This is a genomic window from Variovorax sp. Soil_C_12 (assembly GCF_057657375.1).
Genome location: NZ_JBDGIO010000008.1, coordinates 45,268 through 71,205, shown reverse-complemented (window position 1 = coordinate 71,205; position 25,938 = coordinate 45,268). Strand labels below are relative to the sequence as shown.

The following is a 25,938-nucleotide window of genomic DNA, read 5'->3' as shown; positions in this document are numbered from 1 at the left end:
ATCGGTACACTCATCGAATCGCATTTGCAACGCACCGCCATCATCATGAAGACCGCAACCTTCCCATCCCTTCGAGTCGAGGCCGAACTGCGCGAGGCGGCCGAGAGCGTACTTCGTGAAGGCGAGACGCTGACGAGCCTGATCGAAACGGCGATGCGCGAGACCATTCACCGCCGCCGGATGCAGGCTGAGTTCCTTGCTCGCGGCTTGAAGTCGAGCGAGGACGCCGAGCGCACCGGCATGTACCACTCAGCGACGGCTGTGCACGGGGAGCTTCAGCGCAGGCTCGATGCCCGGCGCAAGCAGGTGCTTGGATGAAGGGTGACTTCGAGGTTCGCTACACCGACACCGCCCGCGACGATCTGCTCCGTCTCTTCGATTTCTTGCTCCACCGTGCCCAGACCGCCGAAGATTTCGACGCTGCGCAAATCGCGATCGACACCATCACCACAGAGGTCGAAAGCCACCTGAGCCGCGCTCCCTTTATTTTTCGGAAGGCCGGCCAAAGCCCTTTCCTGCGAGAACTGGTCATGCCTTTCCGCAGCTCTGGATACGTCGTCCTCTACGAGATTGAAGATGGAACGACCATCAACATCCTGGCCGTTCGACATCAGCTCGAAGACGACTACCACTGAAGAACTCAGTTGCGCCGTGACGAGGTCACGCCGGCCTCAACGCGGGATGCGTGCGACGTGCAGCAGGTTGGTGGTTCCGGATTGTCCGAAGGGCAGGCCGGCGACGACCACGACGTGGTCACCGGGATTCGCGAAGCCTTCGGCGTGCGCAGTGCGGCATGCGCACTCGATCATCTCCGCGACATCGCGAACGTCGTCGACCAGCACCGCATGCACGCCCCACACCATCGCCATGCGGCGCGCGCTGACGATGTCGGGCGTGAGGCTCAGGATCGGCACCGCGGGCCGCTCGCGCGCCGCGCGCAGGCTGGTGAAGCCCGAGGAGGTGTAGGTCACGGTGGCAGCCGGCGCGAGCAGCGCGGCGACGTCGCGCAACGAGGCGCAAACCGCGTCGGCGGTGGTCGCCTGCGCCGCGGCGTGCGTGGCGTCGATGCCGCTGCGGTAGGAAGGGTCCGCCTCCACGCGGGCGATGATGCGGTCCATCATCGCGACCGCTTCCAGCGGGTATCGGCCCGACGCCGACTCGGCGGACAGCATCACCGCATCCACGCCGTCGTACACGGCCGTCGCGACGTCGGACACCTCGGCGCGCGTGGGCACCGGCGCGGCGATCATCGATTCGAGCATCTGCGTCGCCACCACCACCGGCTTGCCGGCCTGGCGGCAGGCGCGCACGATGCGGCGCTGCAGCTGCGGCACCTGCTCGGGCGGCAGCTCCACGCCGAGGTCGCCGCGGGCGACCATGATGCCGTCGGACAGCGCGACGATGCCCTCCAGGTGCTCGATCGCGGCCGGCTTCTCGAGCTTGGCCATGATCCAGGCGCGGCTGCCGATGAGGGCGCGCGCCTCCTCGATGTCCTCGGGCCGCTGCACGAAGGACAGCGCCACCCAGTCCACGCCCAGTGCAAGGCCGAAGTCGAGGTCGTCGCGGTCCTTGGGCGTCAGCGGCGACAGGGGCAGCAGCACGCTGGGCACGTTGACGCCCTTGCGGTCCGAGATCGGCCCGCCGACGAGCACGGTAGTCTCGGCGAAGTCGGCGCCATGGCGCTCCACACCCAGCCGCAGCTTGCCGTCGTCGAGCAGCAGCTCGGTGCCGTCCTGCAGCGCGGCAAAGATCTCCGGGTGCGGCAGCGGCGCGCGACGCGCATCGCCCGGCGTGCGCTCCATGTCGAGGCGAAAGCGCGCGCCGGCCTCAAGCTGCACGCGGCCGCCTTCGAAGGTGCCGAGGCGCAGCTTGGGGCCCTGAAGGTCCAACAACACGCCGATCGGGCGGCCGAACTCCTGCTCCAGCGCACGGATGGTTTCCAGCCGCCGCGCATGGTCGGATTGCGTGCCGTGGCTGAAGTTGAGCCGGAACACATCCACGCCGCGCTCGAACAGGGCGCGGATGGCAGCCTCGTCCGAGCTGGCCGGGCCGAGCGTGGCGACGATGCGAGCGTGGCGGGTGCGTCTCATGCCAAACGCCTTCAGGCCATCTCGTGCAGACGCACCCGGCCGCGCTGGTCTTCCATCGTGCGCGCCAGCAGCTTGACCAGCGAGTACACGGTGTCGATGTGCGGCGTCGGGGTCTCGGTGAGCCGGGCCAGCTCGACCACGGCGCCGACCAGCGCATCGATCTCGGGCGCGCGCCCGGCCTCCACGTCCTGCAGCATCGAGGTCTTGTGCTTGCCCACCTTCTCGGCACCGGCGATGCGCTTGTCCAGCGACACGCGGAACTCGATGCCCAGCTTGTGCGCGACCGCCTGCGCTTCGCGCATCATCGCGGCGGCGAGCTCGCGCGAGGGCGGGTACTGGCAGATGTCGACCAGCGTGGAATGCGACAGGCTGCTGATGGGATTGAAGGTGAGGTTGCCCCACAGCTTGAGCCAGATCTCGGCGCGAATGTTGTCGAGCACGGGCGCCTTGAAGCCCGCCTCGCCGAAGCAGGCCGAGACGCGCTGGACGCGATCGCTCGAGCTGCCATCCAGCTCGCCGACGGGGAAGCGGTCGCCCTCGATGTGCTTCACCACGCCCGGCGCCACCAGCTCCGAGGCGGGGTAGACGACGCAGCCGATGACCCGCTCGGCTGGAATTTTGGCGGCGACCACGCCATGCGGATCGACGCTCTTCACCGTGCTCCCTGCGAGCGGCCCGCCGTGCTTGTGGAAGTACCAGTAGGGAATGCCGTTCTGCATCGTCACCACCACGGTCTCGGGCCCGAAGAGCTTGGCCACCTCGTTCGCCACGGCCTCGACCTGATGCGCCTTCATCGCGAGGATGACGATGTCCTGCGGGCCGGCCTGGTCGTAGCGGTCGGTGGCCTTCACGTTGCGCGCCACCTGCTCCTCGCCCTCGGCGGAGATAAGCCGGATGCCGTTCGTCGCGATGGCATCGAGGTTCGCTCCCCGCACGATGAAGCTGACGTCCTCGCCGGCCAGCGCGAGCTTTGCTCCGACCAGGCCGCCGATCGCGCCGGCGCCTATGACTGCTATCTTCATGTCGATCCTTGGAAGTGTTGAATCTCTGTGGCGCTAGCCGAAGCGGTTGCTCAGCCTGCCGATGCCGTTGATCTCGACCTCGACCAGGCTGCCGGGCTTCATCGAGCCGACGCCGACCGAGGTGCCGCACAGGATCACGTCGCCGGGATGCAGCGTCATGTCGGCGGAGATCAGGCTGACCAGCTGCTGCACCGAAAAGCGCATGTCGCTGATGGGATAGTGCTGGCGCGCCGCACCGTCGAGCAGCGTGGTCACGGTGAGCGTCGCGGGGTCGAGGCCCGTGGCCACCACCGGGCCCATCGGGCAGAAGGTGTCGAAGCCCTTGGCGCGCGCCCATTGGGCGAAGGAGGCGTCGCGGTTGAGGATGTCCGCCACCGTCACGTCGTTGGCGCAGGTGTAGCCGAACACATGGTCGAGCGCCTGGTCCTCCGGCACCGCCGTGCAGGTCTTGCCGATGACGATGCCGAGCTCGCCCTCGAACACCACCTTGCCTTCACACAGCGGCTTGCGGATGGGCTCGCCGGCGGCGTGGAAGGAGTTGGGCGCCTTCAGCAGGTACAGCGGCTCGGCCGGCACCGGCAGCTGGAGCTTCTCGCCGAGCGCGTGGAAGTTGTTCCACAGCGCGATGACCTTGGTGGGCTGGGTGGGCGTGAGCAGCCTGAGCTCGTCCAGCGCGAACACGCTGCCGGTCGGCTCGGGCGCGGCGAACATGTCGCCGCGGTGCTCGCGCACATGCTTGCCGTCCAGCGTGCCGAAGCCCGCCTTGCCGGCGCGTTCGAAGCGGATCCATCGTTGCGATTGCTGCATGTCTTTTTCAGTCGAAAGGTAGGTAATCCGGAATGACGAGCGATGCGAGCAGCTTTCCGATGTCGGCGGGATTGCGCGTGACGTGGATGCCGCATTCCTTCATCACCGCCAGCTTGGCCTGCGCCGTGCCCCGGCCGCCGGAGACGATGGCGCCCGCATGGCCCATGCGCTTGCCCGGCGGCGCGCTGGCGCCGGCGATGAAGCCCACCACCGGCTTGCGCATGTGCTCCTTGATCCAGCGCGCGCAGCGCTCCTCGGCGTCGCCGCCGATCTCGCCGACCATGACCACGGCGTCGGTGTGCGGGTCGTCGTTGAAGAGCTTCAGCACGTCGATGTGCGCGAGCCCGCCGACCGGGTCTCCGCCGATGCCGACCACCGTCGACTGGCCGATGCCGAAGGCCGCGAGCTGGCTGGCGGCCTCGTAGGTCAGGGTGCCGGAGCGCGACACCACGCCGATGCGGCCGCGCTGGTGGATGTGGCCCGGCATGATGCCGATCTTGATCTCGTCGGGCGTGATCAGGCCCGGGCAGTTGGGGCCCAGCAGCAGGGTCCTGCGGCCCTGCATGCGGTGGCGGGTGCGGATCATGTCGCGCACCGGGATGCCCTCGGTGATGCAGATCACCAGGTCGAGCCCCGCATCGACCGCCTCGTCGATGGCCGCAGCCGCGAAGGGCGGCGGCACGTAGATCACCGAGACGGTCGCGCCGGTGCGCTCCTTCGCCTCCCGGACGGTGCCGTAGACCGGGATGCCGTCCAGCGACTCGCCGGCCTTGTGCGGGTTCACGCCGGCGACGAAGCACTTCCTGCCGTTGCCGTACTCCCGGCACATCGCGGTGTGGAAGCGCGCGGTCTTTCCGGTGATGCCCTGCGTGATCACGCGGGTGTTGCGGTTGACGAGGATCGACATCTCATCGGCTCCTTGCGGCAGCGACCGCCAGCTCGGCCGCGTCCGCCATGTCGTGTGCGCTCACGATCGGCAAACCCGACTGCGCGAGCAGGGCCCGGCCCTCCTTCTCGCGCGTGCCCTTCATGCGCACGACCATCGGCACCTTGAGCCCGACCTCGCGCGCGGCGGCGATGACGCCCTGCGCGATCAGGTCGCATTTCATGATGCCGCCGAAGATGTTGACCAGGATCGCCGCGAGCCGCGGGTTGCGCAGCATCAGCTTGAAGGCCTCGGTCACCTTCTCGGCCGTCGCGCCGCCGCCCACGTCGAGGAAGTTGGCGGGCGAGCCGCCGTAGAGGCGAATGACGTCCATGGTCGCCATCGCCAGGCCGGCGCCGTTGACCAGGCAGCCGATGTTGCCGTCCAGCGGGATGTAGGAGAGCTCGAACTTCGAGGCCTCGACCTCGGCCGGGTCCTCCTCGTCGAGGTCGCGCAGCGCGGCGATCTCCGGATGGCGGAAGAGCGCGTTCGCATCGAAATCGAACTTGGCGTCGAGCGCGAGCACGCGGCCGTCGCCGGTCAGCACCAGCGGGTTGATCTCGGCCAGCGAGGCATCGCATTCGTCGAACGCGCGGTAGAGGTTCTGCATCAGGGCACGCGCCTGCGGGATCGCCTTCTCCGGCATTCCGATGCCGCGCGCGACCGCATCGGCCTCGGCGGAGCGCAGACCCGCGCCCGGGTCGATGCAGAGCTTGTGGATCTTGTCCGGCGAATGGGCCGCCACCGTCTCGATGTCCACGCCGCCCTCGCTCGAGGCCATCAAGGCAACGCGCTGCGCCTCGCGGTCCACCACCAGGCCCAGGTAGAACTCCCGGCCGATGTCGGCGCCCTCCTCGACCAGCAGCCGCTTCACCAGCCGCCCTTCGGGGCCGGTCTGCGGCGTCCGCAGGCGCATGCCGAGCAGCCGGCCGGCGTGCTGCCGCACTTGCGCGATCGACCGCGCCACCTTCACGCCGCCGCCCTGGCCGCGCCCGCCGGCGTGGATCTGCGCCTTGAGCACCCAGGCCTCGCCGCCGAGCTGCAGGGCCGCCTCGGCCGCCTCGTCGGAGGAAAGGCAGACGAATCCGCGGGGCGTCGCCACGCCGTATTTGCGCAGCATCTCCTTGCCCTGGTATTCGTGGATATTCATGGCATTCAGGCCGGCCGGGTTAATTCGAATTTCAGACGCCCAGCTCGCTGGCGTGCGCCTGGGCCCAATCGAAATACCGGGAGGCCGCCGCGCCGGGTGCGGCGCAGCGCTCGATGTGCTTGGCCTTTTTCTGCTGGATGACCTCGACCAGGAAGGCCGCGTCGTAGGCCTTCAGGAGATGCGGCTGGCGGGTCTGCAGGTAGTGGCAGATGCGCTCCCCCGCATCCTGGCTGGCGCCCAGCAGTTCGTCATAGGTGTGGCTGTCCCAATGCCACCTGAAGCCCAATTCATAGAAGGCCGCGTTGTAGGCGTTCCGTTCCACTTCATCGTTCCGATATTGAATTGGCAAATCATTGACCATGTGCTTCTCCTTCAAATTGAATGCCGCTGCGTTTTCAACTGATTTCGCTCGGCGCATTCAAAATGTAGGGGGATCGATCAATAATTAATAGTGAAAGTATTTTATTAAAATCATTCGCTATGAGTTATGCATCGGGGGCGTGGCTTTCCGTGGTCGCAGGCCCTGCGGAAGGCAGGGCCCGTGGCCTCAGATCACGCCTTCTGCCTTCAGCATCGCCAGGTCATCCGTGCCGTAGCCGAGTTGCCGCAGCACTTCCTCGGTGTGCTCGCCGAGCAGCGGCGAGCGCGTCACCTCGGTCGGGCTGTCCGACAGCTTGATGGGATTGCCCACCGTCAGGTACTTGCCCCGCGCCGGATGGTCCACCTCGACGATGGTGCCGCTCTCGCGCAGCGACTCGTCCGCGGCGATCTCCTTCATCGAGAGGATCGGCCCGCAGGGGATGTCGTACTGGTTGAGGATGTCCATGGCCTCGAACTTGGTCTTGGTCATGGTCCACTGCTCGATGCGCGCGAAGATGGGCTTGAGGTGCAAGAGGCGCGCGGCCGGCGTGGCGTAGGCCTCGTCCTCGATCCAGCCCTCTTCCCCGATCACCTTGCACACCGCCGGCCACACGGCCCCCTGCGTGATGAAGTAGATGTAGGCGTTGGGATCGGTCTCCCAGCCCTTGCAGCGCAGGATCGATCCCGGCTGGCCGCCGCCCGAGGCGTTGCCCGCGCGCGGCACCGCATCGCCGAACTTGCCGTCCGGATACTGCGGGTACTCGTGCAGCGTGCCGGTGCGCTCCAGCCGCTGCTGGTCGCGCATCTTCACGCGGCAGAGGTTGAGCACGGCGTCCTGCATCGGCGCCAGCACCTTCTGGCCGCGCCCGGTGGTGTTGCGCTGGTAGAGCGCCGCCATGATGCCGAGCGCCAGGTGCAGGCCGGTGCCGCTGTCGCCGATCTGCGCGCCGGTCACCACCGGCGGGCCGTCCTCGAAGCCGGTGGTCGAGGCGGCGCCGCCGGCGCACTGGGCGACGTTCTCGTAGACCTTGCAGTCGGCGTACTTGCCGGGTCCGAAGCCCTTGACCGAGGCCACGATCATGCGCGGGTTGAGGTCCTGGATATGGCTCCAGGTGATGCCCATGCGGTCGAGCGCGCCGGGCGCGAAGTTCTCGACCAGCACGTCGCAGGTCTTGATCAGCGTGTCCAGCACCTGCTTGCCCTTGGGCTTCTTGGTGTCCAGCGTGATCGAGCGCTTGTTGTGGTTCAGCATCGTGAAGTAGAGGCTGTCCACGCCGGGGATGTCGCGCAGCTGGCCGCGCGTCGCGTCGCCTTCGCCGGCGCGCTCGACCTTGATCACGTCGGCGCCGAACCAAGCCAGCAGCTGGGTGCAGGTGGGGCCGGACTGCACATGGGTGAAGTCCAGGATGCGGACGCCTTCGAGGGCCTTGCTCATCGTGTGTCTCCTTTGATCCGGGCCTCGGCTTCCGCCAGCCGAGCGCGCAGCTTGCGATCTTCGGCGAAGCGGGCCGTTTCGTCGCGCACGAACGCGACGATGCCCGTCACCTTCCGATCCTCGGAGAACAGCATCGAGACGGTGAAGGCGATCGACAGCGTGCGCCCGTCCTTGTGCAGCGCCGGGACGCGCAGCAGGTCGGCCCCGTACTTGGTGATGCCGGTGGCCATGGTGGTGCGATAACCGTCCCAGTGCCGCCCGCGCTGGCGCTCGGGAATGATCAGGTCCAGCGAGCGTCCCAGGGCCTCGGCTTCGGTGAAGCCGAAGATGCGCTCTGCGGCCGCGTTCCAGAGCACGATCGCGCCCTCGGCGTCGCACACCATGATGGCATCGCCGGCGCCTTCGACAAGCTGCTTCAGGTCAACGTTCGATTGCAAGGCGCCTCTCCCTTTCCGGCCTCAGATGGCTTTGGCTTCGCGCAGGTTCGCGATCTGGTCCTTCGAGTATCCCAGCTCGGCCAGCACCTCCTCGCTGTGCTCGCCCAAGAGCGGCGAAGGGGTGATCTCGGGCTTCAGGTCGGAGAACTTGATCGGGCTGCCGACGGTGAAATAGTTGCCGCGCTCCTTGTGACCCTTCACCTCGACGATCGAGCCGCTCTTGCGCAGCGATTCGTCGTGCAGCAGCTCCTTCATCGTCAGCACCGGCGAGCAGGGGATGTCGAACTTGCGCAGGATGTCCACGGCCTCGAACTTGGTCTTGTCGGCCAGCCAGTCCTCGATGGTGGCGAAGATCTGGGTGATGTGCGGCTGGCGCGCCTTGGCGGTCATGTAGTCGGGGTCGGTCTTCCACTCGGGCTTGCCGATGGCGTCGCAGATCGGCGCCCAGGCGTGGCCCTGCACGGTGAAGTAGATGTACGCGTTGGGGTCGGTCTCCCAGCCCTTGCACTTGAGCACCCAGCCCGGCTGCCCGCCGCCGCCGGCATTGCCGCCGCGCGGGACCACGTCGCTGAAGGTGCCGTGCGGGTACTGCGGATACTCTTCCAGGTAGCCGAGCTTGTCCAGGCGCAGCTGGTCGCGCATCTTCACGCGGCAGAGGTTCAGCACCGCATCCTGCATCGCGCAGGCCACGCGTTGCCCCTTGCCGGTCTGCTGGCGCCCGATGATGGCGGTGAGGATGCCGATCGCCAGGTGCATGCCGGTGTTGCTGTCGCCCAGGGCGGCGGCGCTCACCGTCGGCGGGCCGTCCCAGAAGCCGGTGGTCGAGGCAGCGCCCCCCGCGCACTGCGCGACGTTCTCGTAGACCTTGAGGTCGTCGTAGTGGTGGCCGTCGCTGAAGCCCTTGACCGAGGCGACGATCATCTTGGGGTTGAGCTCCTGGATGCGCTCCCAGGTGAAGCCCATGCGGTCGAGCGCGCCGGGGCCGAAGTTCTCGACCAGCACGTCGGATTCGCGGATCAGTTTCTCCAGCACGACCTTGCCCTCGGGCTGCTTGGTGTCCAGCGTCAGCGAGCGCTTGTTGCTGTTGAGCATGGTGAAGTACAGCGCGTCGACATCCGGAATGTCGCGCAGCTGCGTGCGCGTGACGTCGCCGGAGCCCGGGCGCTCGACCTTGATGACGTCGGCTCCGAACCAGGCCAGCATCTGCGTGCACGCGGGACCGGCCTGGACGTGGGTGAAGTCGATGATCTTGATGCCGTTGAGTGGTTTGTTGCTGCTGCTCATGTGATAGCTCCTGGTTTGCCTGGGATTACTTCTTCTTCGCCGTGCTCGGATTGAGACTGGTGATGCGGCCGCTTTCGGTGCCGGCGGTCTCGTCGATCACGGCGTTGATCAGGGTTGGACGGCCGGAGGCGACGGCCTCGTTCAGGGCCTTCTCCAGCTCGTCGGCGGTGGTGGCGTGCACGCCGACGCCGCCGAAGGCCTCCATCAGCTTGTCGTAGCGCGCGTTCTTGACGAAGACGGTCGGCGCCACGTCGGCGCTGCCGCTGGGGTTCACGTCGGTCCCGCGGTAGACGCCGTTGTTGTTGAAGACGACGACGCAGATCGGCAGGTTGTAGCGGCAGATGGTCTCGACCTCCATGCCGCTGAAGCCGAAGGCGCTGTCGCCCTCGATGGCGATCACCGGCTTGCCGGTGACCACGGCCGCGGCGACGGCGAAGCCCATGCCGATGCCCATGATTCCCCAGGTGCCCACGTCGAGGCGCTTGCGCGGCTCGTACATGTCGACGATGCTGCGCGCGAAGTCCAGGGTGTTGGCGCCTTCGTTGACCACGATCGCATCGGGCCGCGCCTTGACCTGGTCGCGGATCACGCTGAGCGCGCTCTGGAAGCTCATCGGCGAGGGCCGGGCGGCCAGCGTGGCTGCCATCTTCGAGAGGTTCTTGTCCTTGCGCTCGGCGATGGCGCCGGTCCATTCGGCCGGGGGCTTGGCCCACTTGCCGTCGATGCCCGCGAGCAGCGCCGCCACGCAGGAGCCGATGTCGCCTATCACCGGCGCGGCGATCGCGACATTGCTGTCGATCTCGGTCGGCGCGATGTCGATCTGGATGAACTGCTTGGCGCCCTTCTCCTGGCCCCAGGTCTTGCCCTTGCCGTGCGACAGCAGCCAGTTGAGGCGCGCGCCGACCAGCAGCACGACGTCGGCCTCCTGCAGCACGTAGGAGCGTGCGGCGGCGGCCGACTGCGCATGGGTGTCGGGCAAGAGGCCCTTGGCCATCGACATCGGCAGGTAGGGGATGCCGGTCTTCTCGACCAGTGCGCGGATGTCGGCGTCGGCCTGCGCGTAGGCCGCGCCCTTGCCCAGCAGGATCAGCGGCTTCTTCGCACCCTTGAGCAGCTCGAGTGCGCGCTTCACCGCGTCGGCGGCCGGGATCTGGCGCGGGGCCGGGTCGACCACCTTGATCAGCGACTTCTTGCCGGCCGCGGCGTCCAGGGTCTGCGCGAACAGCTTGGCCGGCAAGTCCAGGTACACGCCGCCCGGGCGGCCCGAGAGCGCCGAGCGGATCGCCCGCGCGATGCCCACGCCGATGTCCTCGGCATGCAGCACGCGGAAGGCCGCCTTGCACAGCGGCTTGGCGATCGCGAGCTGGTCCATCTCCTCGTAGTCGCCTTGTTGCAGGTCGACGATCTCGCGCTCGCTGGAGCCGCTGATCAGGATCATCGGGAAGCAGTTGGTGGTGGCGTTGGCCAGTGCCGTCAGGCCGTTGAGGAAGCCGGGCGCCGACACCGTGAGGCAGATGCCGGGCTTCTGCGTCAGGAAGCCGGCGGCCGCGGCCGCGTTGCCGGCGTGCTGCTCGTGGCGGAACGAGATCACCCGCATGCCCTCGGCCTGCGCCATGCGGGTGAGGTCGGTGATCGGGATGCCGGGCAGGGCGAAGATGGTGTCGATGTCGTTGAGCTTCAGCGCATCGATGACCAGGTGGAAGCCGTCGGTGAGCTTGGGTTCTTCCGCGGCGTCGTCGAGCGGGACGCTGTGAAGGGCGCGTGCGGCCGTGTCGCCGGCGCTTGCGCCTGACTGCCTGGCTGTGATGACTGAAGACATGTCTCTCCTTCTGATCGTGTGGAATGGCCGGTGGCCGTGCCCAGACTATGATTTGGACCCCGGCTGCCAGCCGTTGACCTGGGTCAACTTTCCGGAAAACGACACCCCGCGAAGACCCTTGTCCGCTGAATCATTGAAATAGGCGGTGAGGTGGACAGCACCGATCCGATTTCAGTGATTCAGTGGACTGATCGTTGCGAAACGGAGCTAGACGCGAACCCATGACCTCGTTGGAACACCACCCGGAGAAGAACATCATTCGTGCGCAGCTGCGGCAGAACATCCTGCTCAAGGACCTGAGCGAATCCGACCGCGCCGAGCTGGAGGCGCACCTCGCCATCGTGGACGGCAACAAGGGCGACTTCCTGCTGCACCAGGGCGTGCGGGAGATGGAGCAGTACTTCATCCTCGACGGCATCCTCAAGCGGGTGGTGAGCAACCCGGAAGGCAAGGAGATGATCCTGCGCTTCGCCGACGAGTTCGATATGGAGACCAGCTATGCCGCCCTGCGGCTGGGCACGCCCACGCCCTACGGCATCGTCTGCGTGACCAAGGCGCGGGTCGCCAGCCTGCCGCTGAAGGATTGGATCGCCTTCCTCAACCACCGCCCGGCCGCCAAGGAGCTGTTCGAGTTCAGCGTGATGCGCGGGATGAGCGAGATCATGGCGCACACCATCACGCTGCACCTGCTGGACGCACCGGGGCGAGTGCACCGCTTCATACGCAAGCATCCGGAACTGGTGGACCGCATTCCGAGCAAGGAACTGGCGTCGTACCTCAACCTCTCGGCGGAAACCCTGAGCCGCCTGAAGAAGCGCGGAAAGATCTGACTCAGGTCTGCTTCGCGGAGGCGAAGCGGCGCGTGCTGGTCATCAGCCTCAGTTCGTTGGCGACGCCTGAAACGCCCGGCACCGCGGCGGCCACGCTCTCGGCCTGCGCGCGTTCCTCGGCGTCGAGCACGATGCCGCGCAGCGCCACCGCGCCCTCCTTCGCATGGATCGTGATGCTGGTGTCGCGCGTGTCGGCATGCTCCTTCAGCGCGGCACGCACGCGCGCCTCCAGCGCCATGCTGGCGAGCAGGGCGCGCGATGCGGGCGTCTCGGCGAATTCCGGGCAGTTGACCATGCGCCGGATCTGCTCGACGCAGCTGTCGACCGACACGCGATCGGTGTTGAGCACCAGGTCGTAGAGCACCGGGTCGCCCCAGGTGACGCCGAACTGCTCGTGCATGCGCGCGGCATGCGCGTGATCGCTGCGGCGGATCTCGGCCTCGGCGAACTCCGCATCGTCGGTGTCCAGGTGGGCCATCAGCCATTCGACCCGCTTCTTCAGGGGACGCGTGATGCGCACGCACACCACGTGCGGCACCGGGCGCAACAGGCAGGTCGCGCCCCAGCCGCGCAGCACCACGTTGCCGGCATCGGCCAGGGAGAACACCTCCTCCGCGGTGTAGAGCGCAACACTGCGCCTGTCCGTGGTCAGACGCTCCACCAGGCCGGCCTTGCCGTCGCGCAGCCGGCCGATGAGGCTGCTCGACACCTGGGCGCGATCGGCCACGCGCTCGATGGCCTCGTGACGCATCACGGCCAGGCCGAGCGCGTCGGCCACCCGCAGCGACACGTCCTTGGCGAGGGAACCCATCTCCTGGGTCATGGCGATCACGGGCATGTGTTGGGCTCCTTGCAATGAGTCAGTCTGTCAGTCCACTGGCCGCTCGGCAGCGAACTCGTCAGCTTTTTTTGGCTTGATCATCGCCAGCACTTTCGAGATCAGCGGCCAGAAGAGCATGGTCAGCGCCAGCGTGGTGATGCTGCCGACCAGCGGGTTCGACCACATGATTCCGACGTCGCCCTGCGACACCAGCATGGCCTGGCGGAAGGAGTCCTCGGCCTTGTCGCCGAGCACCAGGGCCAGCACCAGCGGCGCCAGCGGGAAGTCCAGCTTCTTGAAGACGTAGCCGACCACGCCGAATCCGAGCATGAACCAGATGTCGAGCATCGCGTTGTGCACGGTGTAGGCGCCGATCGCGCAGATCACGATGATCACCGGTGCGATGATCGAGAAGGGAATGCGCAGGATCGAGGCGAACAGCGGCACCGTGCTCAGCACCACGATCAGGCCGACGACGTTGCCCAGGTACATGCTGGCGATCAGGCCCCAGACGAAGTCCTTCTGCTCGACGAAAAGCAGCGGCCCGGGCTGCAGGCCCCAGATGAGCAGGCCGCCCAGCAGCACCGCCGCGGTCGGCGAGCCCGGGATGCCCAGCGCCAGCATCGGCAGCAGCGCGCTGGTGCCGGCGGCATGCGCCGCGGTCTCGGGCGCGACCACGCCCTCCATCTCGCCGGTGCCGAACTTGGGGCCCTTCTTCGACATCTTCTTGGCCAGGCCGTAGCTCATGAAAGAGGCCGGCGTGGCGCCACCGGGCGTGATGCCCATCCAGATGCCGATCAGCGAGCTGCGCAGCGAGGTGACCCAGTACTGCGGCAGCTGCTTCCAGGTCTGCAGCACCACCTTGGGATCGATCTTGGCGCTCTTGCCGGAGAACTTGAGGCCCTCCTCCATCGACAGCAGGATCTCGCCGATGCCGAACAGGCCGATCACCGCGATGAGGAAGTCGAAGCCGCGCATCAGCTCGGGCTGGCCGAAGGTCAGGCGCAGCTGGCCCGTGACGGTGTCCATGCCGACGCTGGCGAGTGCGAAGCCCAGCGCCATCGAGGCCAGGATCTTGAAGGGCGAGCCCTTGCCCATGCCGACGAAGCTGCAGAAGGTCAGCAGGTACACCGCGAAGAACTCGGGCGAGCCGAACTTGAGCGCGAACTTGGCCACCAGCGGCGCCAGGAAGGTGATCATCACCACCGCCAGGAAGGCACCGACGAAGGAGGAGGTGAAGGCGGTGGTGAGCGCCGCGCCGGCCTTGCCCTGCTGGGCCATCGGATAGCCGTCGAAGGTGGTGGCCACGGACCAGGGCTCGCCCGGTATGTTGAAGAGCACGGAGGTGATCGCCCCGCCGAACAACGCGCCCCAGTAGATGCAGGACAGCATGATGATCGCCGAGGTCGGCGACATCGTGAAGGTGAGGGGCAGCAGGATCGCCACGCCGTTGGCGCCGCCCAGCCCGGGCAGCACGCCGATCAGCACACCCAGGATGATCCCGACGAACATCAGGACGATGTTCATGGGTGTCAGGATCACGGCGAAGCCCTGCAGCAGGGCGCTGATTTCATCCATTTCGGGTTCGCTCCGTGAAGTTCAGTAACCGAGGAAGCGAAGCGGATCGAGCGAGCCCTTGAAGAGCGGCACCTTGAACCAGACTTCGAACATGAGGAAGAAAAGCGCGTTGACGGCGAACGCGATTGCCACGCTCTTCACCCAGGCGTACTTGCCGAGCACCACCATGAAGAGCGCGATGTAGATGGCCGAGGCGACGTACAGGCCCAGGAAGGTGACGGCCAGCACGTAGACGGTGGCCGGCACCAGCACCGACAGCACGCGCTTCAACTGTTCCGAATCGACGAAGACCTCGGTGTTCCGGTTCTTGCCGAGCAGGGCCTGGTAGAGGATGCCGGCACCGGAGACGACGATGATCACGCCAATGTAGAAGGGAAAGTAGCCGGCGCCGGGGCCGTCGGTGGTCCAGCCCGCGCCCAGCTTGCGGCTCTCGAAGACCACGGCCAGGCCGATGATCAGCAGCAGGGCCGCCGCCACCGCCTCGACGATGTTGGTGCGCACGCCGGTGCGCACCGCGCTGTCGGAATTCTCGTTGTGCTCCATGGAGCCCCCATCGTGTGTGTCGAGAAAAGATCGTTGGCGGGCGTCCCGCCATCCAGCCAGCCGCGCGAGCGCGCGGCGCTCTGCCGTTCGGTGTCGCTACTTGGCGCTGGCGGCGAGGAAGCCGGCCTCGGTCATCAGCGTGCGGTGCGTGACCTCGGCGCTGGCGAGCCATTTGGAGAAGGCGTCGCCGGTCATGAAGGTCGGGTTGAAGGCGCCCTTCTCCATGTACTCCTTCCAGTCCGGCGTCTCGGCCACCTTGGTCAGCAGGTTCACGTAGAAGGCGAGCTGGTCGGGCGTCACGCCGGCGGGCATGAAGATGCCGCGCAGCATGGTGTACTTGGTCGGCACGCCGGCTTCCTTGCAGGTCGGGATGTCGTTCCACGACTGCGTGTCGGTGACCTTGGCCTTGAAGGGCATGCGCTCGTCGTCGAACACGCACAGCGCGCGCAGCTTGCCGGCGCGCCACTGGGCGACCGCCTCGATCGGGTTGTTGACGGTGGAGTTCACATGGCCGCCCACCAGCTGCACCGCCACCTCGCCGCCGCCCTTGAAGGGCACGTAGATGAACTTGGTGCCGGTGGCCTTCTCCAGCGCGACGGTGATGATCTGGTCTTCCTGCTTGGAGCCGGTGCCGGCCATCTTGAACTTGCTCGGGCCCGCAGCCTTGACCGCGGCGATGTACTCGCCGGCACTCTTGTAAGGCTGCTCGGCGTTGGTCCACAGCACGAACTGGTCGAGCGCCAGCATGGCGACCGGGGTCATGTCCTTGTAGTTGAAGGGCACGCCGGTGGCCATGGGCGTGGTGAACAGGTTCGACAGCGAGATGATGATCTTGTGCGGATCGCCCTTGGCCTCCTTCACCGCGAGGAAGCCTTCGGCGCCGGCGCCGCCCGACTTGTTGACGACGATCAGCGGCTCCTTCATCAGCTTGTACTTGATGATGATGCCCTGCAGCAGGCGCGCCATCTGGTCGGCCCCGCCGCCCGTGCCGGCGGGGATCACGAACTCCACCGGCTTGGTCGGCTCCCAGGCCAGTGCGGGCGTGGTGCCGGCCAGGGCCAGCAGGGCGGCGGCCAGGGCTTGGGTGCCGCGGGTGCGGGCGCGCGTAAAGATGCTTTCGATCATGTTGTCTCCTGTTGAATCTGCGCTCTTCTTGCTTGGCATCGCAGTCGAAATCCCAGTGCGGCAATGCTGCGCGCCGGCCGCGAAAGGCGGCTTGACCATGGTCAACTTTTCCAAGATTCCATATCCGGGTTAGCCCGCGATGGGCGCGCGAAGGGGCTTGCGTCTTGGGGCGAGGCGGAGTCTCGGGTAAACCCTATAAGATCGCCCCATCCCATCCGCAATCCAGGAGTTCCCGCATGTCAGCCCTCGAACGCTCGTCAGGCTCGCGCGCATCCGGCGGCTTGATCGGCACGTTGAAGGCCTTGGCCGACGAAGCCGGCGTGCTGCTCGACGCCTTGTTCAGCCCCGGCAGGATCATCGAAGAAGTCGAAGAGATGCGCGCGCTGCACCAGCGCGCGAACGGCCTCGAGGCCACCGACCCGCAGCGTGCGGCGGTGCTGCGCTGGCACGCCTCGCGCATCGGGCTGCGCTGAGGCTGGCCAGTCCCTAATCGGCGGGCTGGTGCTCGAAGGGTTCGCCGTTCCAGCCGAGCAGTTCCGCCAGCCGCCGGACGATCCAGCGGGCTTCGGCCGCCGACACGCCTGCCTCGGGCGTGCTCAGGCCGTCATGAATGCGCGTGAGGATCTCCACTTCGGACGGCACCTCGACATGGTTGAGCACCTGCGCGTGCGCAACGAGGTGGTTGGCGAGGTCCTCGCAGACCTCGTAGCGCTCCCGCACGGTGGCGATGGGTTCGGCCAGCCGCTGCCGCGCATCGGTGTAGAGCGCGAAGAAGGAAGGCGGGATGTGGATCTGGTAGTCGTCGGACATGCGCTGGCGCCCCAAGAAAAACGCGCCCGTAGGCGCGTCGTTCGTGTGAAGAAAAAAGCCAATGGGCTTCAGCCGCCCTTCTTGGCCCGCTTGCCCGGGTTCTTCTTGCTGCGGGTCGCGGTGCCGCGCTCCAGGCTCACCTTCTGGCCGCCGCCCATCTTGGGCAGGGTGTAGCCGGACATCGGAACGGGCGGGGGGGTGGCCTTGCGGTCGGCCTCGGTGCGGATCTTCTGGGTCATGGAAGGCTCGGTGAAAAAAGAGGAAAGGGCGACATTAGGCCACATCGAGCAGCCGGACCTTGACGGACCGGCCTTTGACGCGACCCGTCGAAAGCTTGTGGAGGGCCTCGCTCGCGATGCGCCGGTCGACCGCCACGTAGGTCGAGAACTCGTTGATGCTGATCTTGCCGACCTGCTCGCGGGTGAAGCCGGCCTCGCCGGTCAGCGCGCCCAGCACGTCGCCGGCGCGGATCTTGTCCTTGCGCCCGCCCGTGATCTGCAGCGTGGCCATCGGCGGCTGCAGCGGGCCTTCGGCATCGCTCGCGGCCGAGGCCAGCTCGGCCAGCGGATGCCATTCGCATTCGCGGCCCTGCAATTGCTCGATCTTGCCGACGCGGCCCATTTCGTCGAGGCTGGCGAGGCTGAGCGCCAGGCCTTCGGCGCCGGCGCGGCCGGTGCGGCCGATGCGGTGGACATGGACCTCGGCGTCGGGCGTCACGTCGACATTGATCACAGCTTCGAGCTGCGCGATGTCGAGCCCGCGCGCCGCCACGTCGGTGGCGACCAGCACCGAGCAGCTGCGGTTGGCGAACTGCACCAGCACCTGGTCGCGCTCGCGCTGCTCGAGCTCGCCGAACAGGGCGAGCGCGCTGAAGCCCTGGGCCTGGAGCACCTGCGCCAGGTCGCGGCACTGCTGCTTGGTGTTGCAGAAGGCCAGCGTGCTCTGCGGCCGGAAACTGTTCAGCAGCAGGCCGACGGCGTGCAGGCGCTCGCTGTCCTTCACCTCGTACCAGCGCTGGCGGATCTGGCCTTCCTCATGCTGCGCCGCCACGGCGATCTGCTGCGGGTTCTTCATGAACTGCGCGGCGAGCTTGGCGATGCCCTCGGGATAGGTGGCGGAGAACAGCAGGGTCTGGCGCTCCTTCGGGCACTGGCGCACGACGGTCGCGATGTCGTCGAGAAAGCCCATGTCCAGCATGCGGTCGGCCTCGTCGAGCACCAGCGTGGAGAGGGCGTCGAGCTGCAGGCTGCCGCGCTCCAGGTGATCGAGCACGCGGCCCGGCGTGCCGACCACGATGTGGGCACCATGTGCCAGGCTGGACAACTGCCCGCGCAGCGCGACGCCGCCGCACAACGTGACCACCTTGATGTTCTCCTCGGCGCGGGCGAGGCGACGGATCTCGGCCGTCACCTGGTCGGCCAGCTCGCGCGTCGGGCACAGCACCAGGGCCTGAATTGCGAAGCGGCGCGGGTCGAGCCGCGCCAGCAGGGGGAGTGCGAAAGCCGCCGTCTTGCCGCTGCCGGTCTTGGCTTGGGCGATGAGGTCCGTGCCAGCCAACGCCGCCGGCAGGCTGGCCGCCTGGATCGGCGTCATCTGCAGGTAGCCGAGCTGCCGCAGGTTCGCCAGCGTGGGCGGCGAAAGCGGCAGCGTCGAGAAGTCGACGGCGGGACCGGTCACGGCGGCGCTGCTCAGCGGCGCGGGCCGTTGTTGTTGCCCCCGGTCGGCGGCGGGCCGCGGCGCTCCAGGTGGCGGAAGGTGATGCGGCCCTTGGTCAGGTCGTAGGGCGAGAGCTCCAGCGACACCTTGTCGCCGGCCAGGATGCGGATGTGGTGCTTGCGCATCTTGCCGCCGCTGTAGGCGATCAGTTGATGACCGTTGTCCAGGGTCACGCGGTAGCGGGAGTCGGGCAGCACTTCGGTGACTGCACCGTTCATTTCTATCAGTTCTTCCTTGGGCATGAGGACCTCTGAATGTTGCGTGGATGATTCGAATCGGGCGCCTGCGCAAGGCGACACCGCCTTGCGCCGAAATAATGAGAAGGGCGCGGGCCCGCCGGATATGGCGCCCACCGGAGCGGACAGCGCGCTCTATTCGCTTCAATGGAGTACGAAGGCAGTGGCGGCATTCATGGGCACCCGGCCTGGTGCACCAACACACTGCGTGAGCCGGCCGAAAGAGAGCCTGAGGAACCCAGGTCGGCCGGGGAGTGACGAAATGCTCCGTCGACTATCGAAGCGAACCCCGCATTCTAACCGGACTGGCATGACTGTTGCTCGACGCGGTCACGGCCAGAGCCAAAGCCCATGGCCGCCGGAACGACATCGCGAAACGCGCTTGCGAGCGCCCGGGCTGCGGCGCACCATCGCATCAACCATCGTTCCAAGGAGCGCGGCCATGAAAGAACGAGCATCGTCCCGCCGGCTCCAGATGCTGGTCGCCGGGATCTTCTGGCTGCTCCTGCTTGCCGCCGTCCCGCTGGCCCTGGCCGCCTCGCCGCCCCGGCCCGATGCCCAGGTCCAGGCCCTGCAGCGTGCGGGCGACGCGGTGGTCGCCCTGCGCGTCACCGTGACCGAGGGCGCGACCTCGGCCGACAGCCTGGGCGCGCGGCGCTCCGGCTCCGGCGTGGTGATCGGGTCCGACGGGCTGATCCTCACCATCGGCTACCTGCTGCTCGAGGCCGAGACCATCGAGGTCATCACGCAGGACGACCGCACCCTGCCCGCGCGCCAGGTCGCCTACGACCTGGCGACCGGCTTCGGCCTGCTGCGGCCGCTGGTGCCCTTGCGCGGCATCACGCCGGTGCCCTTCGCGGGCGTGAGCGGCCTGGCCCCCGGCGAGCCGCTGCTGGTCGCCACCGGCAGCAACAGCGGCACCGAGGTGGGCTTCACCCGACTGCTGGCCGTGCGGCCCTTCTCGGGCTATTGGGAGTACCACATCGAGTCGGCCCTCTTCACGAGTCCGCCGGTTCCCAACCACAGCGGGGCACCGCTCTTCAACCGGCACGGCGAGCTGCTGGGCATCGGCAGCCTGTTCGTGCTGGAGAAGGCGGCAGAGGGCCAGGAACCGCGGATGATCCCGGGCAACATGTTCGTGCCGGTCGAGCTACTGCGCCCGGTGCTGGACGAGATGCAGGCCACCGGCCACACGCGCGCCAGCGTCCGGCCCTGGCTGGGCCTCTCGTCCTCGGAGCGCGACGGCCATGTGCAGATCGTGCGGGTCGACCGTCAGGGGCCGGCGCTGGCCGCCGGGCTCCAGCCGGGGGACGTGGTGCTGGAGGTGGACGGCATCCAGGTGGCCACGCTGGAGGCCTTCTACAAGCAGCTCTGGAAGCGGGCCGCGCCCGACGCCGAGGTGGAGCTCACGGTGCAGCAGGGCTCGGAGACGCGCAAGGTCCGCATCCATGCGGTGGACCGCATGAAGACGCTGCGCAAGCCGGCGGGGATCTGACTCAGCCCGGAATGCCCAGCATCCTGCGGTTGGCAGCGCTGTCGATGCCGCCGGCCGCGAAGTCGTCGAAGGCCCGGTCGGCCACGCGGATGATGTGGTCGGCGATGAATTGCGCGCCCTCGCGCGCCCCGTCCTCCGGATGCTTGAGGCAACACTCCCATTCCAGCACTGCCCAGCCGGGGAAGTCGTAGGCCGCCATCTTCGAGAAGATCGCCCCGAAGTCGACCTGGCCGTCGCCCAGGGAGCGGAAGCGGCCGGCCCGGCCGATCCACGGCTGAAAGCCGCCGTAGACGCCCTGCTTGCCGGTCGGATTGAACTCCGCATCCTTCACGTGGAAGATCTTGATGCGCTCGTGGTAATGGTCGATGTAGGCCAGGTAGTCGAGCTGCTGCAGCACGAAGTGGCTGGGGTCGTAGAGCAGGCAGGCGCGCGGGTGCTGGCCCACGCGCTCGAGGAACATCTCGTAGCTGACGCCGTCGTGCAGGTCCTCGCCCGGGTGGATCTCGTAGCAGACATCGACGCCGGCATCGTCGAAGGCATTGAGGATCGGCAGCCAGCGCCGCGCCAGTTCGTCGAAGGCCTCCTCGATCAGGCCCGGCGGGCGCGGCGGCCACGAGTAGAAGTAGGGCCAGGCCAGCGCGCCCGAGAAGGTGGCGTGCGCCGTGAGCCCGAGGTTCGACGAGGCCCTGGCCGCCAGGTGCAGCTGCTCCACCGCCCAGGCCTGGCGCTTGACCGGATCGTTGCGCACCTCGGGCGCCGCGAAGCCGTCGAAGCCCGCGTCGTAGGCCGGGTGCACGGCCACCAACTGGCCCTGCAGGTGGGTCGAGAGCTCGGTGATGCGGATGCCGTGCCGCGCCAGCGTGCCCTGCACCTCCTCGCAGTAGGTCTTGCTGTCCGCCGCCAGGCGCAGGTCGAAGAGACGGGCGTCCCAGCTCGGGATCTGCACGCCCTTGTAGCCCAGGCCCGCGACCCAGCCGGCGATGGCGTCGAGCGAGTTGAAGGGAGCGGCATCGCCCGCGAACTGGGCCAGAAAGATGGCCGGGCCCTGGATGGTCTTCATTCGGTCACTCCTGTGTGTCGAGTCGCACGCCAAAGAGGGCGATCGTATCCCTGCGGCACTGTCCGACGCAGCGGCGGGGTGTGCTGTCCACTGCGAGGGGCTTTGGAACGTTTCACAATGCTTGTACCGTTACCGAAGGCGTGCGGCCCCAGCGCGGCGCCTTGATCGCGATGCCACAAACCGTTTCCGGCCGATTGAAGATCGGCTTGTCCGCCTGTTTTTCCCACGCCGACCCGGCGCGATCGCTGTTCACCAACAAGACGCTGCAGTATGTCGAGCAGTCGATCACCCACTGGCTGATGTCGGCCGGTGCCATGGTGGTCATGGTGCCCTGCCCCACCGGCGAGACGGCGCGCGGCGACACCAAGCTCTCGCACTACGCGGAATGGCTGGACGGGGTGGTGATGCATGGTGGCGCCGACGTCTGGCCCGGCAGCTACGGCGAGGTGCCGCTGAAGGACGCGTGGGTCGGCGACCGCGTCCGCGACCTCTACGACCTCGCGCTGGTCGAAGCCTTCGAGGAGGCCGGCAAGCCCATCTTCGGCGTCTGCCGCGGCCTGCAGCTCATCAACGTGGCCTTCGGCGGCACGCTCTACCAGGACATCGAGGCGCAGCACCCGAACGCGCTGCGGCACCGCGACCCGGTCACCTATGACCAGAACTTCCACGAAATCGGCTTCGCGGCCGGCTCGCGGCTGGCGAAGCTCTATCCGGGCATCGAGCGCGCGCGGGTCAACAGCATCCACCACCAGGGCGTGAAGGACCTGGCGCCCGGCTTCGAGGTCGAGGCCTGGAGCATTCCCGACCACGTGCCCGAAGCCATCCGCCGCAAGGACGGGCGCGGGCGCAGCTACATCGCCGCCACCCAGTGGCATCCGGAATTCCACAAGTACGGCAGCACCGAGACGGTGGACGACACACCGATCCTGGAAGACTTCCTGTGGGCCTGCGCGACGGCGAAGGTGAGCCCGAGGGGGCCGCTGCGCACCGCGCCGGGCCGCATCCGCAACCGCGCGGCGCGGCTGCTGCGGCAGGCGCTGCTGATGCGCTAGGGCGGGCACCAGTGGACCGCGACAGGCAATTCGGAAGTGCCTGCCGCGCCAACGACGCGCATGGCGGCGTTGCAAATGCTCGCAATAGCTTCGGCTATTGCTGCGCTTTGCGCCTTGCCCTGCACGCCGTTGACGCGGCCTTCACTCCCGAATCGACTGTCACGGCCCACTAGTCGCGCGAGGAGCGGTTGCGCGTGCCGCTCACGGCCGCATCGATGGTTCCGAACACCGTCACGCCACTGCTGCTGCCGATGCTCGGGCGCTCGCCGCCGGCGGGCGCAGGCGAGGAGGCGCAGCCCGCGACGGCGCCCAGCGCTGCGACGAGGCACAAGACGGAAACGAGTTTCTTCACTGGGTTTTCCTTTTGTCAGCTCAGGTGCTTGCCCACGATACCGGCGATCTCGAACATCGTCACCTGGTCCTTGCCGAACACCGGCTTGAGCTTGGCGTCGGCATTGACGGCCCGCTTGTTGGCCGGGTCCTGCAGCCCATGGGCCTTGATGTAGTCCCATAGCTTCTTGATGACCTCGGTGCGTGCCACAGGTTCCGCGCCGATCACCGCGGCCAGCGCATCGCTGGGTTTCAGGCCGGCCGCGGGCTTGCGCGCGGCGGCCTTCTTCGCCGCAGGCGCCTTCGCCTTCGCCTTGGCCGGTGCAGCGGCCTTCTTCGCGGCCCCCGGCGCCGCCTTGGCAAAGCTCTTGCGCGCCGGGAACTTGCTATCGCGCGGCTCGAACTCGAAGCTCACCTTGCCATCCTCCGCATTCCAGGCCAGGAAGGCCTTGAAGGGCCGGCGCGTGCGCATCGAGACGAACTTGTCCAACAGGTCGGTCTTGCCGGTGGCCAGCAGCTTCTCGATCTGCGCGCGCTCCACCGGCTGCTGCAGGATGATCTTGCCGGTCTTGAAGTCGCAGCTGGGCGTGGGCTGGGCATCGGTGGGCACCGACTTCTCGCAGACGTAGTTGCTGGCGTTCTCGAACACGCGCGCGCCGCACTTCGGGCAGGGACCCAGCGGATGCTGGTCGCTGAAATCGACGATCTCGCCCGTCTCTGCGTTCTTGTCGTCGCCGAAGTCGAACTCCAGCTTCCAGTTCTTCGCCTCCTCGTCGTACTTGAGGATGATCTCCGAGGTAAAGGGCCAGCCGGCCTTGGAGCGGAAGCCCTCCAGCGGGCCGATGTGCTTGTCGCGCACCAGCTGCTCGGCCTCCGCCACCTCGAAGGTGCGGCCGGCCGGCGACTTGCCGAAGGAGAAGCCGCAGCCTTCCTGGCCCGGCTTGCCGGTGCAGGCATAGCGGCGGTAGTTCTCGCGCACCACGCCGCCGCAGTTGGGACAGGGCGTGGCCAGCGTCGCGTAGTCGCCGGGCACGGTGTCGCGGTCGTATTCCTTGGCCTTCTTGACGATGTGCTCCGTCATCTCGGCGATCTCGCGCATGAAGGCGGCGCGGCTGAGCTTGCCGTGCTCCATCTGTGCGAGCTTGTATTCCCATTCGCCGGTGAGCTCGGCCTTGGACAGCTCCTCCACCCCCAGGCCGCGCAACAGCGTCATCAGCTGGAAGGCCTTGGCAGTGGGGATCAGCTCGCGGCCTTCGCGATGGATGTACTTCTCGGCCAGGAGGCCTTCGATGATCGCGGCGCGCGTGGCCGGCGTGCCCAGGCCCTTTTCCTGCATCGCCTCGCGCAGCTCGTCGTCGTCGATGGTCTTGCCGGCGCCTTCCATGGCGCCGAGCAGCGTGGCTTCGGAGTAGCGCGCCGGCGGGCGGGTCTTGAGGGCCTTGAGCTCCGCCGATTCGACCTGCACGATCTCGCCGGGCTTGACGGGCACGAGGCGCTTGCCGTCCTTGTCGTCTTCCTTCTCGTCGTCCTGGGCTTCCTTGCCGTAGATGGCGAGCCAGCCCGGCTTGACCAGCACCTTGCCGTCGGTGCGGAAGGGGTATTTCTTGCCGCCCTGCTCCACCGTGCTGATGCGCGTGGTCACCTGGTACTCGGCGCTCGGGAAGAACACCGACAGGAAGCGCCGCACCACGAAGTCGTAGAGCTTCTGCTCGGCGTCCGACAGGCCGCTGGGCGCCTGCAGCGTGGGAATGATCGCAAAGTGGTCGCTGACCTTGGCGTTGTCGAAGATGCGCTTCGACGGCTTCACGTAGTTGTCGTCCAGCGCCTGCCTGGCGAAGGGCGCGAGGTGCTTCATGCCGCTGTTGGCGAGCATGCCCATGGTCTGCTTGACCACCGGCAGGTAGTCCTCGGGCAGCGCGCGCGAGTCGGTCCGGGGGTAGGTCAGCGCCTTGTGGCGCTCGTAGAGGCTCTGCGCCAGGGCAAGCGTGGTTTTGGCGCTGTAGCCGAAGCGGCTGTTGGCCTCGCGCTGCAGCGAGGTCAGGTCGAACAGCAGGGGCGAGGCCGTGGTGGTGGGCTTGCTTTCCTCGGTGACGCTGGCCGGCTTGCCGCGGGCCGCCTCGGCGATCTCCCTGGCTTCGCGCTCGTTCCAGACGCGATCGGCGCGCTGCTCCGGATCGGCCAGGCCGTCGGGTCCGGGCGGCGGCTTCTTCCAGGTCGGGTCGAACCACTTGCCCGGATAAGTGCCCGCCTCGGCCAGGAAGCTGCCATGCACTTCCCAGTAGTCGCGGCTCACGAACTTGCGGATTTTCTCCTCGCGCTCGACCACCACCGACAGCGTGGGCGTCTGTACCCGCCCGACCGTGGTGAGGAAGAAGCCGCCGTCGCGCGAGTTGAAAGCGGTCATGGCGCGGGTGCCGTTGATGCCGACCAGCCAGTCGGCCTCCGAGCGCGAGCGTGCAGCGTCGGCCAGGCCCTTCATCTGCTGCTCGGTGCGCAGCTGCTCGAAGCCGTCCCGGATCGCCTGCGGCGTCATCGACTGCAGCCACAGGCGCCTGACCGGCTTGCCCAGCGGGACCTTGCCGCCAGCGTACTGCTCGATCAGGCGGAAGATCAGCTCGCCCTCGCGGCCCGCGTCGCAGGCGTTGATCAGCTGGCCCACGTCCTTGCGCTTGGCCTGCTTCACCACCGCGTTGAGGCGGGTCTTGGTCTTGTCGACCGGCTTCAGGTCGAAGTGCGGCGGGATCACCGGCAGGTTGGCGAAGCTCCACTTGCCGCGCTTGACGTCGAACTCCTCCGGCGCCTGGATCTCCACCAGGTGGCCGACCGCGCTGGTCACGACGTACTGCTCGTTCTCGAAGTGTTCCTCGTGCTTGTCGAACTTGCCGGCCACCGGCGTGAGCGCGCGCACGATGTCCTGCGCCACCGACGGCTTCTCTGCAATTACCAAAGTCTTCATGGACAACTCATCCTTACAATCTGCGGCTTCTCGCGTGCGCACGCGCACGCGCATGCGT

The 25,938-nt window shown here is 67.4% G+C and carries 27 protein-coding genes; 6 read left to right on the top strand and 21 right to left on the bottom strand.

Going from position 1 to position 25,938, the window contains the following annotated elements; translation table 11 throughout:
- The first annotated feature begins 24 nt into the window (after positions 1–24).
- Complete coding sequence (locus AC3A6X_RS21745; RefSeq protein ID WP_487844160.1) at positions 25–318, top strand: YlcI/YnfO family protein; 294 nt, start codon at positions 25–27, stop codon at positions 316–318.
- Positions 315–635, top strand: coding sequence for a type II toxin-antitoxin system RelE/ParE family toxin (locus AC3A6X_RS21740; RefSeq protein ID WP_487844159.1), 321 nt, complete (start codon positions 315–317; stop codon positions 633–635). The genes AC3A6X_RS21745 and AC3A6X_RS21740 overlap by 4 nt, the downstream gene beginning before the upstream one ends.
- Before the next feature lie 36 nt (positions 636–671).
- Here AC3A6X_RS21740 and pyk read toward each other — a convergent pair whose 3' ends face one another.
- From pyk to oxc, 10 genes are all read right to left on the bottom strand, one after another.
- Positions 672–2,090 carry a pyruvate kinase gene (gene pyk / locus AC3A6X_RS21735; RefSeq protein ID WP_487844158.1) on the bottom strand — a complete coding sequence of 473 codons (1,419 nt, stop codon included), beginning with the start codon at positions 2,088–2,090 and terminating at the stop codon, positions 672–674.
- A gap of 11 nt (positions 2,091–2,101) precedes the next feature.
- Positions 2,102–3,112: a 2-dehydropantoate 2-reductase gene (locus tag AC3A6X_RS21730; RefSeq protein WP_487844157.1), complete on the bottom strand. Its 1,011-nt coding sequence runs from the start codon at positions 3,110–3,112 to the stop codon at positions 2,102–2,104.
- A 33-nt stretch (positions 3,113–3,145) separates the two neighbouring features.
- The gene (locus tag AC3A6X_RS21725) at positions 3,146–3,919 is read right to left on the bottom strand and encodes a fumarylacetoacetate hydrolase family protein (RefSeq protein ID WP_487844156.1); all 774 of its coding nucleotides are present in this window, start codon (positions 3,917–3,919) and stop codon (positions 3,146–3,148) included.
- A gap of 7 nt (positions 3,920–3,926) precedes the next feature.
- Positions 3,927–4,826 carry a succinate--CoA ligase subunit alpha gene (gene sucD / locus AC3A6X_RS21720; RefSeq protein WP_487844155.1) on the bottom strand — a complete coding sequence of 300 codons (900 nt, stop codon included), beginning with the start codon at positions 4,824–4,826 and terminating at the stop codon, positions 3,927–3,929.
- A 1-nt stretch (position 4,827) separates the two neighbouring features.
- A complete protein-coding gene (gene sucC / locus AC3A6X_RS21715; RefSeq protein WP_487844154.1) occupies positions 4,828–5,994 on the bottom strand; it encodes an ADP-forming succinate--CoA ligase subunit beta in 1,167 nt (388 codons plus the stop codon).
- Positions 5,995–6,025: 31 nt separating this feature from the next.
- Entirely contained in the window at positions 6,026–6,316 is a 291-nt protein-coding gene (locus AC3A6X_RS21710; protein WP_487844153.1) for a hypothetical protein, read from the bottom strand.
- A 225-nt stretch (positions 6,317–6,541) separates the two neighbouring features.
- Positions 6,542–7,789, bottom strand: coding sequence for a formyl-CoA transferase (frc, locus tag AC3A6X_RS21705; RefSeq protein ID WP_106558871.1), 1,248 nt, complete (start codon positions 7,787–7,789; stop codon positions 6,542–6,544).
- Positions 7,786–8,226, bottom strand: coding sequence for a PAS domain-containing protein (locus AC3A6X_RS21700; RefSeq protein ID WP_487844152.1), 441 nt, complete (start codon positions 8,224–8,226; stop codon positions 7,786–7,788). The genes frc (AC3A6X_RS21705) and AC3A6X_RS21700 overlap by 4 nt, the downstream gene beginning before the upstream one ends.
- Before the next feature lie 21 nt (positions 8,227–8,247).
- Positions 8,248–9,510 carry a formyl-CoA transferase gene (frc, locus tag AC3A6X_RS21695; protein WP_487844151.1) on the bottom strand — a complete coding sequence of 421 codons (1,263 nt, stop codon included), beginning with the start codon at positions 9,508–9,510 and terminating at the stop codon, positions 8,248–8,250.
- Between the two features lie 25 nt (positions 9,511–9,535).
- Positions 9,536–11,329 carry an oxalyl-CoA decarboxylase gene (gene oxc, locus AC3A6X_RS21690; RefSeq protein ID WP_487844150.1) on the bottom strand — a complete coding sequence of 598 codons (1,794 nt, stop codon included), beginning with the start codon at positions 11,327–11,329 and terminating at the stop codon, positions 9,536–9,538.
- Positions 11,330–11,550: 221 nt separating this feature from the next.
- Here oxc and AC3A6X_RS21685 point away from each other — a divergent pair, with 221 nt between their 5' ends.
- Positions 11,551–12,159 (top strand): Crp/Fnr family transcriptional regulator, encoded by a 609-nt coding sequence (locus tag AC3A6X_RS21685; protein WP_487844149.1) that lies wholly within the window; start codon positions 11,551–11,553, stop codon positions 12,157–12,159.
- Position 12,160: 1 nt separating this feature from the next.
- On the opposite strand, the gene AC3A6X_RS21680 is transcribed toward AC3A6X_RS21685, so the two are convergent.
- From AC3A6X_RS21680 to AC3A6X_RS21665, 4 genes are all read right to left on the bottom strand, one after another.
- A complete protein-coding gene (locus AC3A6X_RS21680) occupies positions 12,161–12,997 on the bottom strand; it encodes a cytidylate kinase family protein (RefSeq protein WP_487844148.1) in 837 nt (278 codons plus the stop codon).
- Positions 12,998–13,027: 30 nt separating this feature from the next.
- Positions 13,028–14,557, bottom strand: coding sequence for a tripartite tricarboxylate transporter permease (locus AC3A6X_RS21675; protein WP_309959574.1), 1,530 nt, complete (start codon positions 14,555–14,557; stop codon positions 13,028–13,030).
- Between the two features lie 21 nt (positions 14,558–14,578).
- Positions 14,579–15,100, bottom strand: coding sequence for a tripartite tricarboxylate transporter TctB family protein (locus AC3A6X_RS21670; RefSeq protein WP_487844147.1), 522 nt, complete (start codon positions 15,098–15,100; stop codon positions 14,579–14,581).
- A 96-nt stretch (positions 15,101–15,196) separates the two neighbouring features.
- Positions 15,197–16,225, bottom strand: coding sequence for a Bug family tripartite tricarboxylate transporter substrate binding protein (locus AC3A6X_RS21665; RefSeq protein ID WP_487844146.1), 1,029 nt, complete (start codon positions 16,223–16,225; stop codon positions 15,197–15,199).
- A gap of 236 nt (positions 16,226–16,461) precedes the next feature.
- On the opposite strand from AC3A6X_RS21665, the gene AC3A6X_RS21660 reads away from it, so the two are divergent.
- Positions 16,462–16,698 carry a hypothetical protein gene (locus AC3A6X_RS21660; protein WP_487844145.1) on the top strand — a complete coding sequence of 79 codons (237 nt, stop codon included), beginning with the start codon at positions 16,462–16,464 and terminating at the stop codon, positions 16,696–16,698.
- Between the two features lie 13 nt (positions 16,699–16,711).
- On the opposite strand, the gene AC3A6X_RS21655 is transcribed toward AC3A6X_RS21660, so the two are convergent.
- The 4 genes from AC3A6X_RS21655 to infA all read right to left on the bottom strand — a co-directional run bounded on the left by AC3A6X_RS21655 (position 16,712) and on the right by infA (position 18,993).
- Entirely contained in the window at positions 16,712–17,035 is a 324-nt protein-coding gene (locus tag AC3A6X_RS21655) for a hypothetical protein (RefSeq protein ID WP_487844144.1), read from the bottom strand.
- Positions 17,036–17,103: 68 nt separating this feature from the next.
- Positions 17,104–17,274 carry a hypothetical protein gene (locus tag AC3A6X_RS21650; protein WP_487844143.1) on the bottom strand — a complete coding sequence of 57 codons (171 nt, stop codon included), beginning with the start codon at positions 17,272–17,274 and terminating at the stop codon, positions 17,104–17,106.
- Between the two features lie 34 nt (positions 17,275–17,308).
- The gene (gene dbpA, locus AC3A6X_RS21645) at positions 17,309–18,712 is read right to left on the bottom strand and encodes an ATP-dependent RNA helicase DbpA (protein WP_487844142.1); all 1,404 of its coding nucleotides are present in this window, start codon (positions 18,710–18,712) and stop codon (positions 17,309–17,311) included.
- Between the two features lie 11 nt (positions 18,713–18,723).
- Complete coding sequence (gene infA / locus AC3A6X_RS21640; protein WP_086920445.1) at positions 18,724–18,993, bottom strand: translation initiation factor IF-1; 270 nt, start codon at positions 18,991–18,993, stop codon at positions 18,724–18,726.
- A 436-nt stretch (positions 18,994–19,429) separates the two neighbouring features.
- On the opposite strand from infA, the gene AC3A6X_RS21635 reads away from it, so the two are divergent.
- Complete coding sequence (locus AC3A6X_RS21635) at positions 19,430–20,482, top strand: S1C family serine protease (RefSeq protein WP_487844141.1); 1,053 nt, start codon at positions 19,430–19,432, stop codon at positions 20,480–20,482.
- A gap of 1 nt (position 20,483) precedes the next feature.
- On the opposite strand, the gene AC3A6X_RS21630 is transcribed toward AC3A6X_RS21635, so the two are convergent.
- Complete coding sequence (locus tag AC3A6X_RS21630) at positions 20,484–21,542, bottom strand: sugar phosphate isomerase/epimerase family protein (protein WP_487844140.1); 1,059 nt, start codon at positions 21,540–21,542, stop codon at positions 20,484–20,486.
- Positions 21,543–21,712: 170 nt separating this feature from the next.
- Between AC3A6X_RS21630 and AC3A6X_RS21625 the strand changes: the two genes are divergently transcribed.
- Positions 21,713–22,594, top strand: a complete 882-nt coding sequence (locus tag AC3A6X_RS21625) for a gamma-glutamyl-gamma-aminobutyrate hydrolase family protein (protein ID WP_487844139.1) — start codon at positions 21,713–21,715, stop codon at positions 22,592–22,594.
- Between the two features lie 169 nt (positions 22,595–22,763).
- Here AC3A6X_RS21625 and AC3A6X_RS21620 read toward each other — a convergent pair whose 3' ends face one another.
- Positions 22,764–22,946: a hypothetical protein gene (locus tag AC3A6X_RS21620; RefSeq protein WP_487844138.1), complete on the bottom strand. Its 183-nt coding sequence runs from the start codon at positions 22,944–22,946 to the stop codon at positions 22,764–22,766.
- Between the two features lie 15 nt (positions 22,947–22,961).
- Positions 22,962–25,880, bottom strand: a complete 2,919-nt coding sequence (locus AC3A6X_RS21615) for a DNA topoisomerase III (protein ID WP_487844137.1) — start codon at positions 25,878–25,880, stop codon at positions 22,962–22,964.
- Positions 25,881–25,938 lie beyond the last annotated feature (58 nt).

Coding starts and splice junctions, on each gene's coding strand:
- AC3A6X_RS21655 (WP_487844144.1), bottom strand. CDS start 17,035: ATGTCCGACGACTACCAGATCCACATCCCGCCTTCCTTCTTCGCGCTC.
- AC3A6X_RS21615 (WP_487844137.1), bottom strand. CDS start 25,880: ATGAAGACTTTGGTAATTGCAGAGAAGCCGTCGGTGGCGCAGGACATC.
- AC3A6X_RS21650 (WP_487844143.1), bottom strand. CDS start 17,274: ATGACCCAGAAGATCCGCACCGAGGCCGACCGCAAGGCCACCCCCCCG.
- AC3A6X_RS21685 (WP_487844149.1), top strand. CDS start 11,551: ATGACCTCGTTGGAACACCACCCGGAGAAGAACATCATTCGTGCGCAG.
- AC3A6X_RS21740 (WP_487844159.1), top strand. CDS start 315: ATGAAGGGTGACTTCGAGGTTCGCTACACCGACACCGCCCGCGACGAT.
- AC3A6X_RS21670 (WP_487844147.1), bottom strand. CDS start 15,100: ATGGAGCACAACGAGAATTCCGACAGCGCGGTGCGCACCGGCGTGCGC.
- AC3A6X_RS21680 (WP_487844148.1), bottom strand. CDS start 12,997: ATGCCCGTGATCGCCATGACCCAGGAGATGGGTTCCCTCGCCAAGGAC.
- sucD (WP_487844155.1), bottom strand. CDS start 4,826: ATGTCGATCCTCGTCAACCGCAACACCCGCGTGATCACGCAGGGCATC.
- AC3A6X_RS21665 (WP_487844146.1), bottom strand. CDS start 16,225: ATGATCGAAAGCATCTTTACGCGCGCCCGCACCCGCGGCACCCAAGCC.
- AC3A6X_RS21635 (WP_487844141.1), top strand. CDS start 19,430: ATGAAAGAACGAGCATCGTCCCGCCGGCTCCAGATGCTGGTCGCCGGG.
- oxc (WP_487844150.1), bottom strand. CDS start 11,329: ATGTCTTCAGTCATCACAGCCAGGCAGTCAGGCGCAAGCGCCGGCGAC.
- AC3A6X_RS21675 (WP_309959574.1), bottom strand. CDS start 14,557: ATGGATGAAATCAGCGCCCTGCTGCAGGGCTTCGCCGTGATCCTGACA.
- AC3A6X_RS21725 (WP_487844156.1), bottom strand. CDS start 3,919: ATGCAGCAATCGCAACGATGGATCCGCTTCGAACGCGCCGGCAAGGCG.
- AC3A6X_RS21660 (WP_487844145.1), top strand. CDS start 16,462: ATGTCAGCCCTCGAACGCTCGTCAGGCTCGCGCGCATCCGGCGGCTTG.
- AC3A6X_RS21625 (WP_487844139.1), top strand. CDS start 21,713: ATGCCACAAACCGTTTCCGGCCGATTGAAGATCGGCTTGTCCGCCTGT.
- frc (WP_487844151.1), bottom strand. CDS start 9,510: ATGAGCAGCAGCAACAAACCACTCAACGGCATCAAGATCATCGACTTC.
- AC3A6X_RS21730 (WP_487844157.1), bottom strand. CDS start 3,112: ATGAAGATAGCAGTCATAGGCGCCGGCGCGATCGGCGGCCTGGTCGGA.
- infA (WP_086920445.1), bottom strand. CDS start 18,993: ATGCCCAAGGAAGAACTGATAGAAATGAACGGTGCAGTCACCGAAGTG.
- frc (WP_106558871.1), bottom strand. CDS start 7,789: ATGAGCAAGGCCCTCGAAGGCGTCCGCATCCTGGACTTCACCCATGTG.
- pyk (WP_487844158.1), bottom strand. CDS start 2,090: ATGAGACGCACCCGCCACGCTCGCATCGTCGCCACGCTCGGCCCGGCC.
- sucC (WP_487844154.1), bottom strand. CDS start 5,994: ATGAATATCCACGAATACCAGGGCAAGGAGATGCTGCGCAAATACGGC.
- AC3A6X_RS21630 (WP_487844140.1), bottom strand. CDS start 21,542: ATGAAGACCATCCAGGGCCCGGCCATCTTTCTGGCCCAGTTCGCGGGC.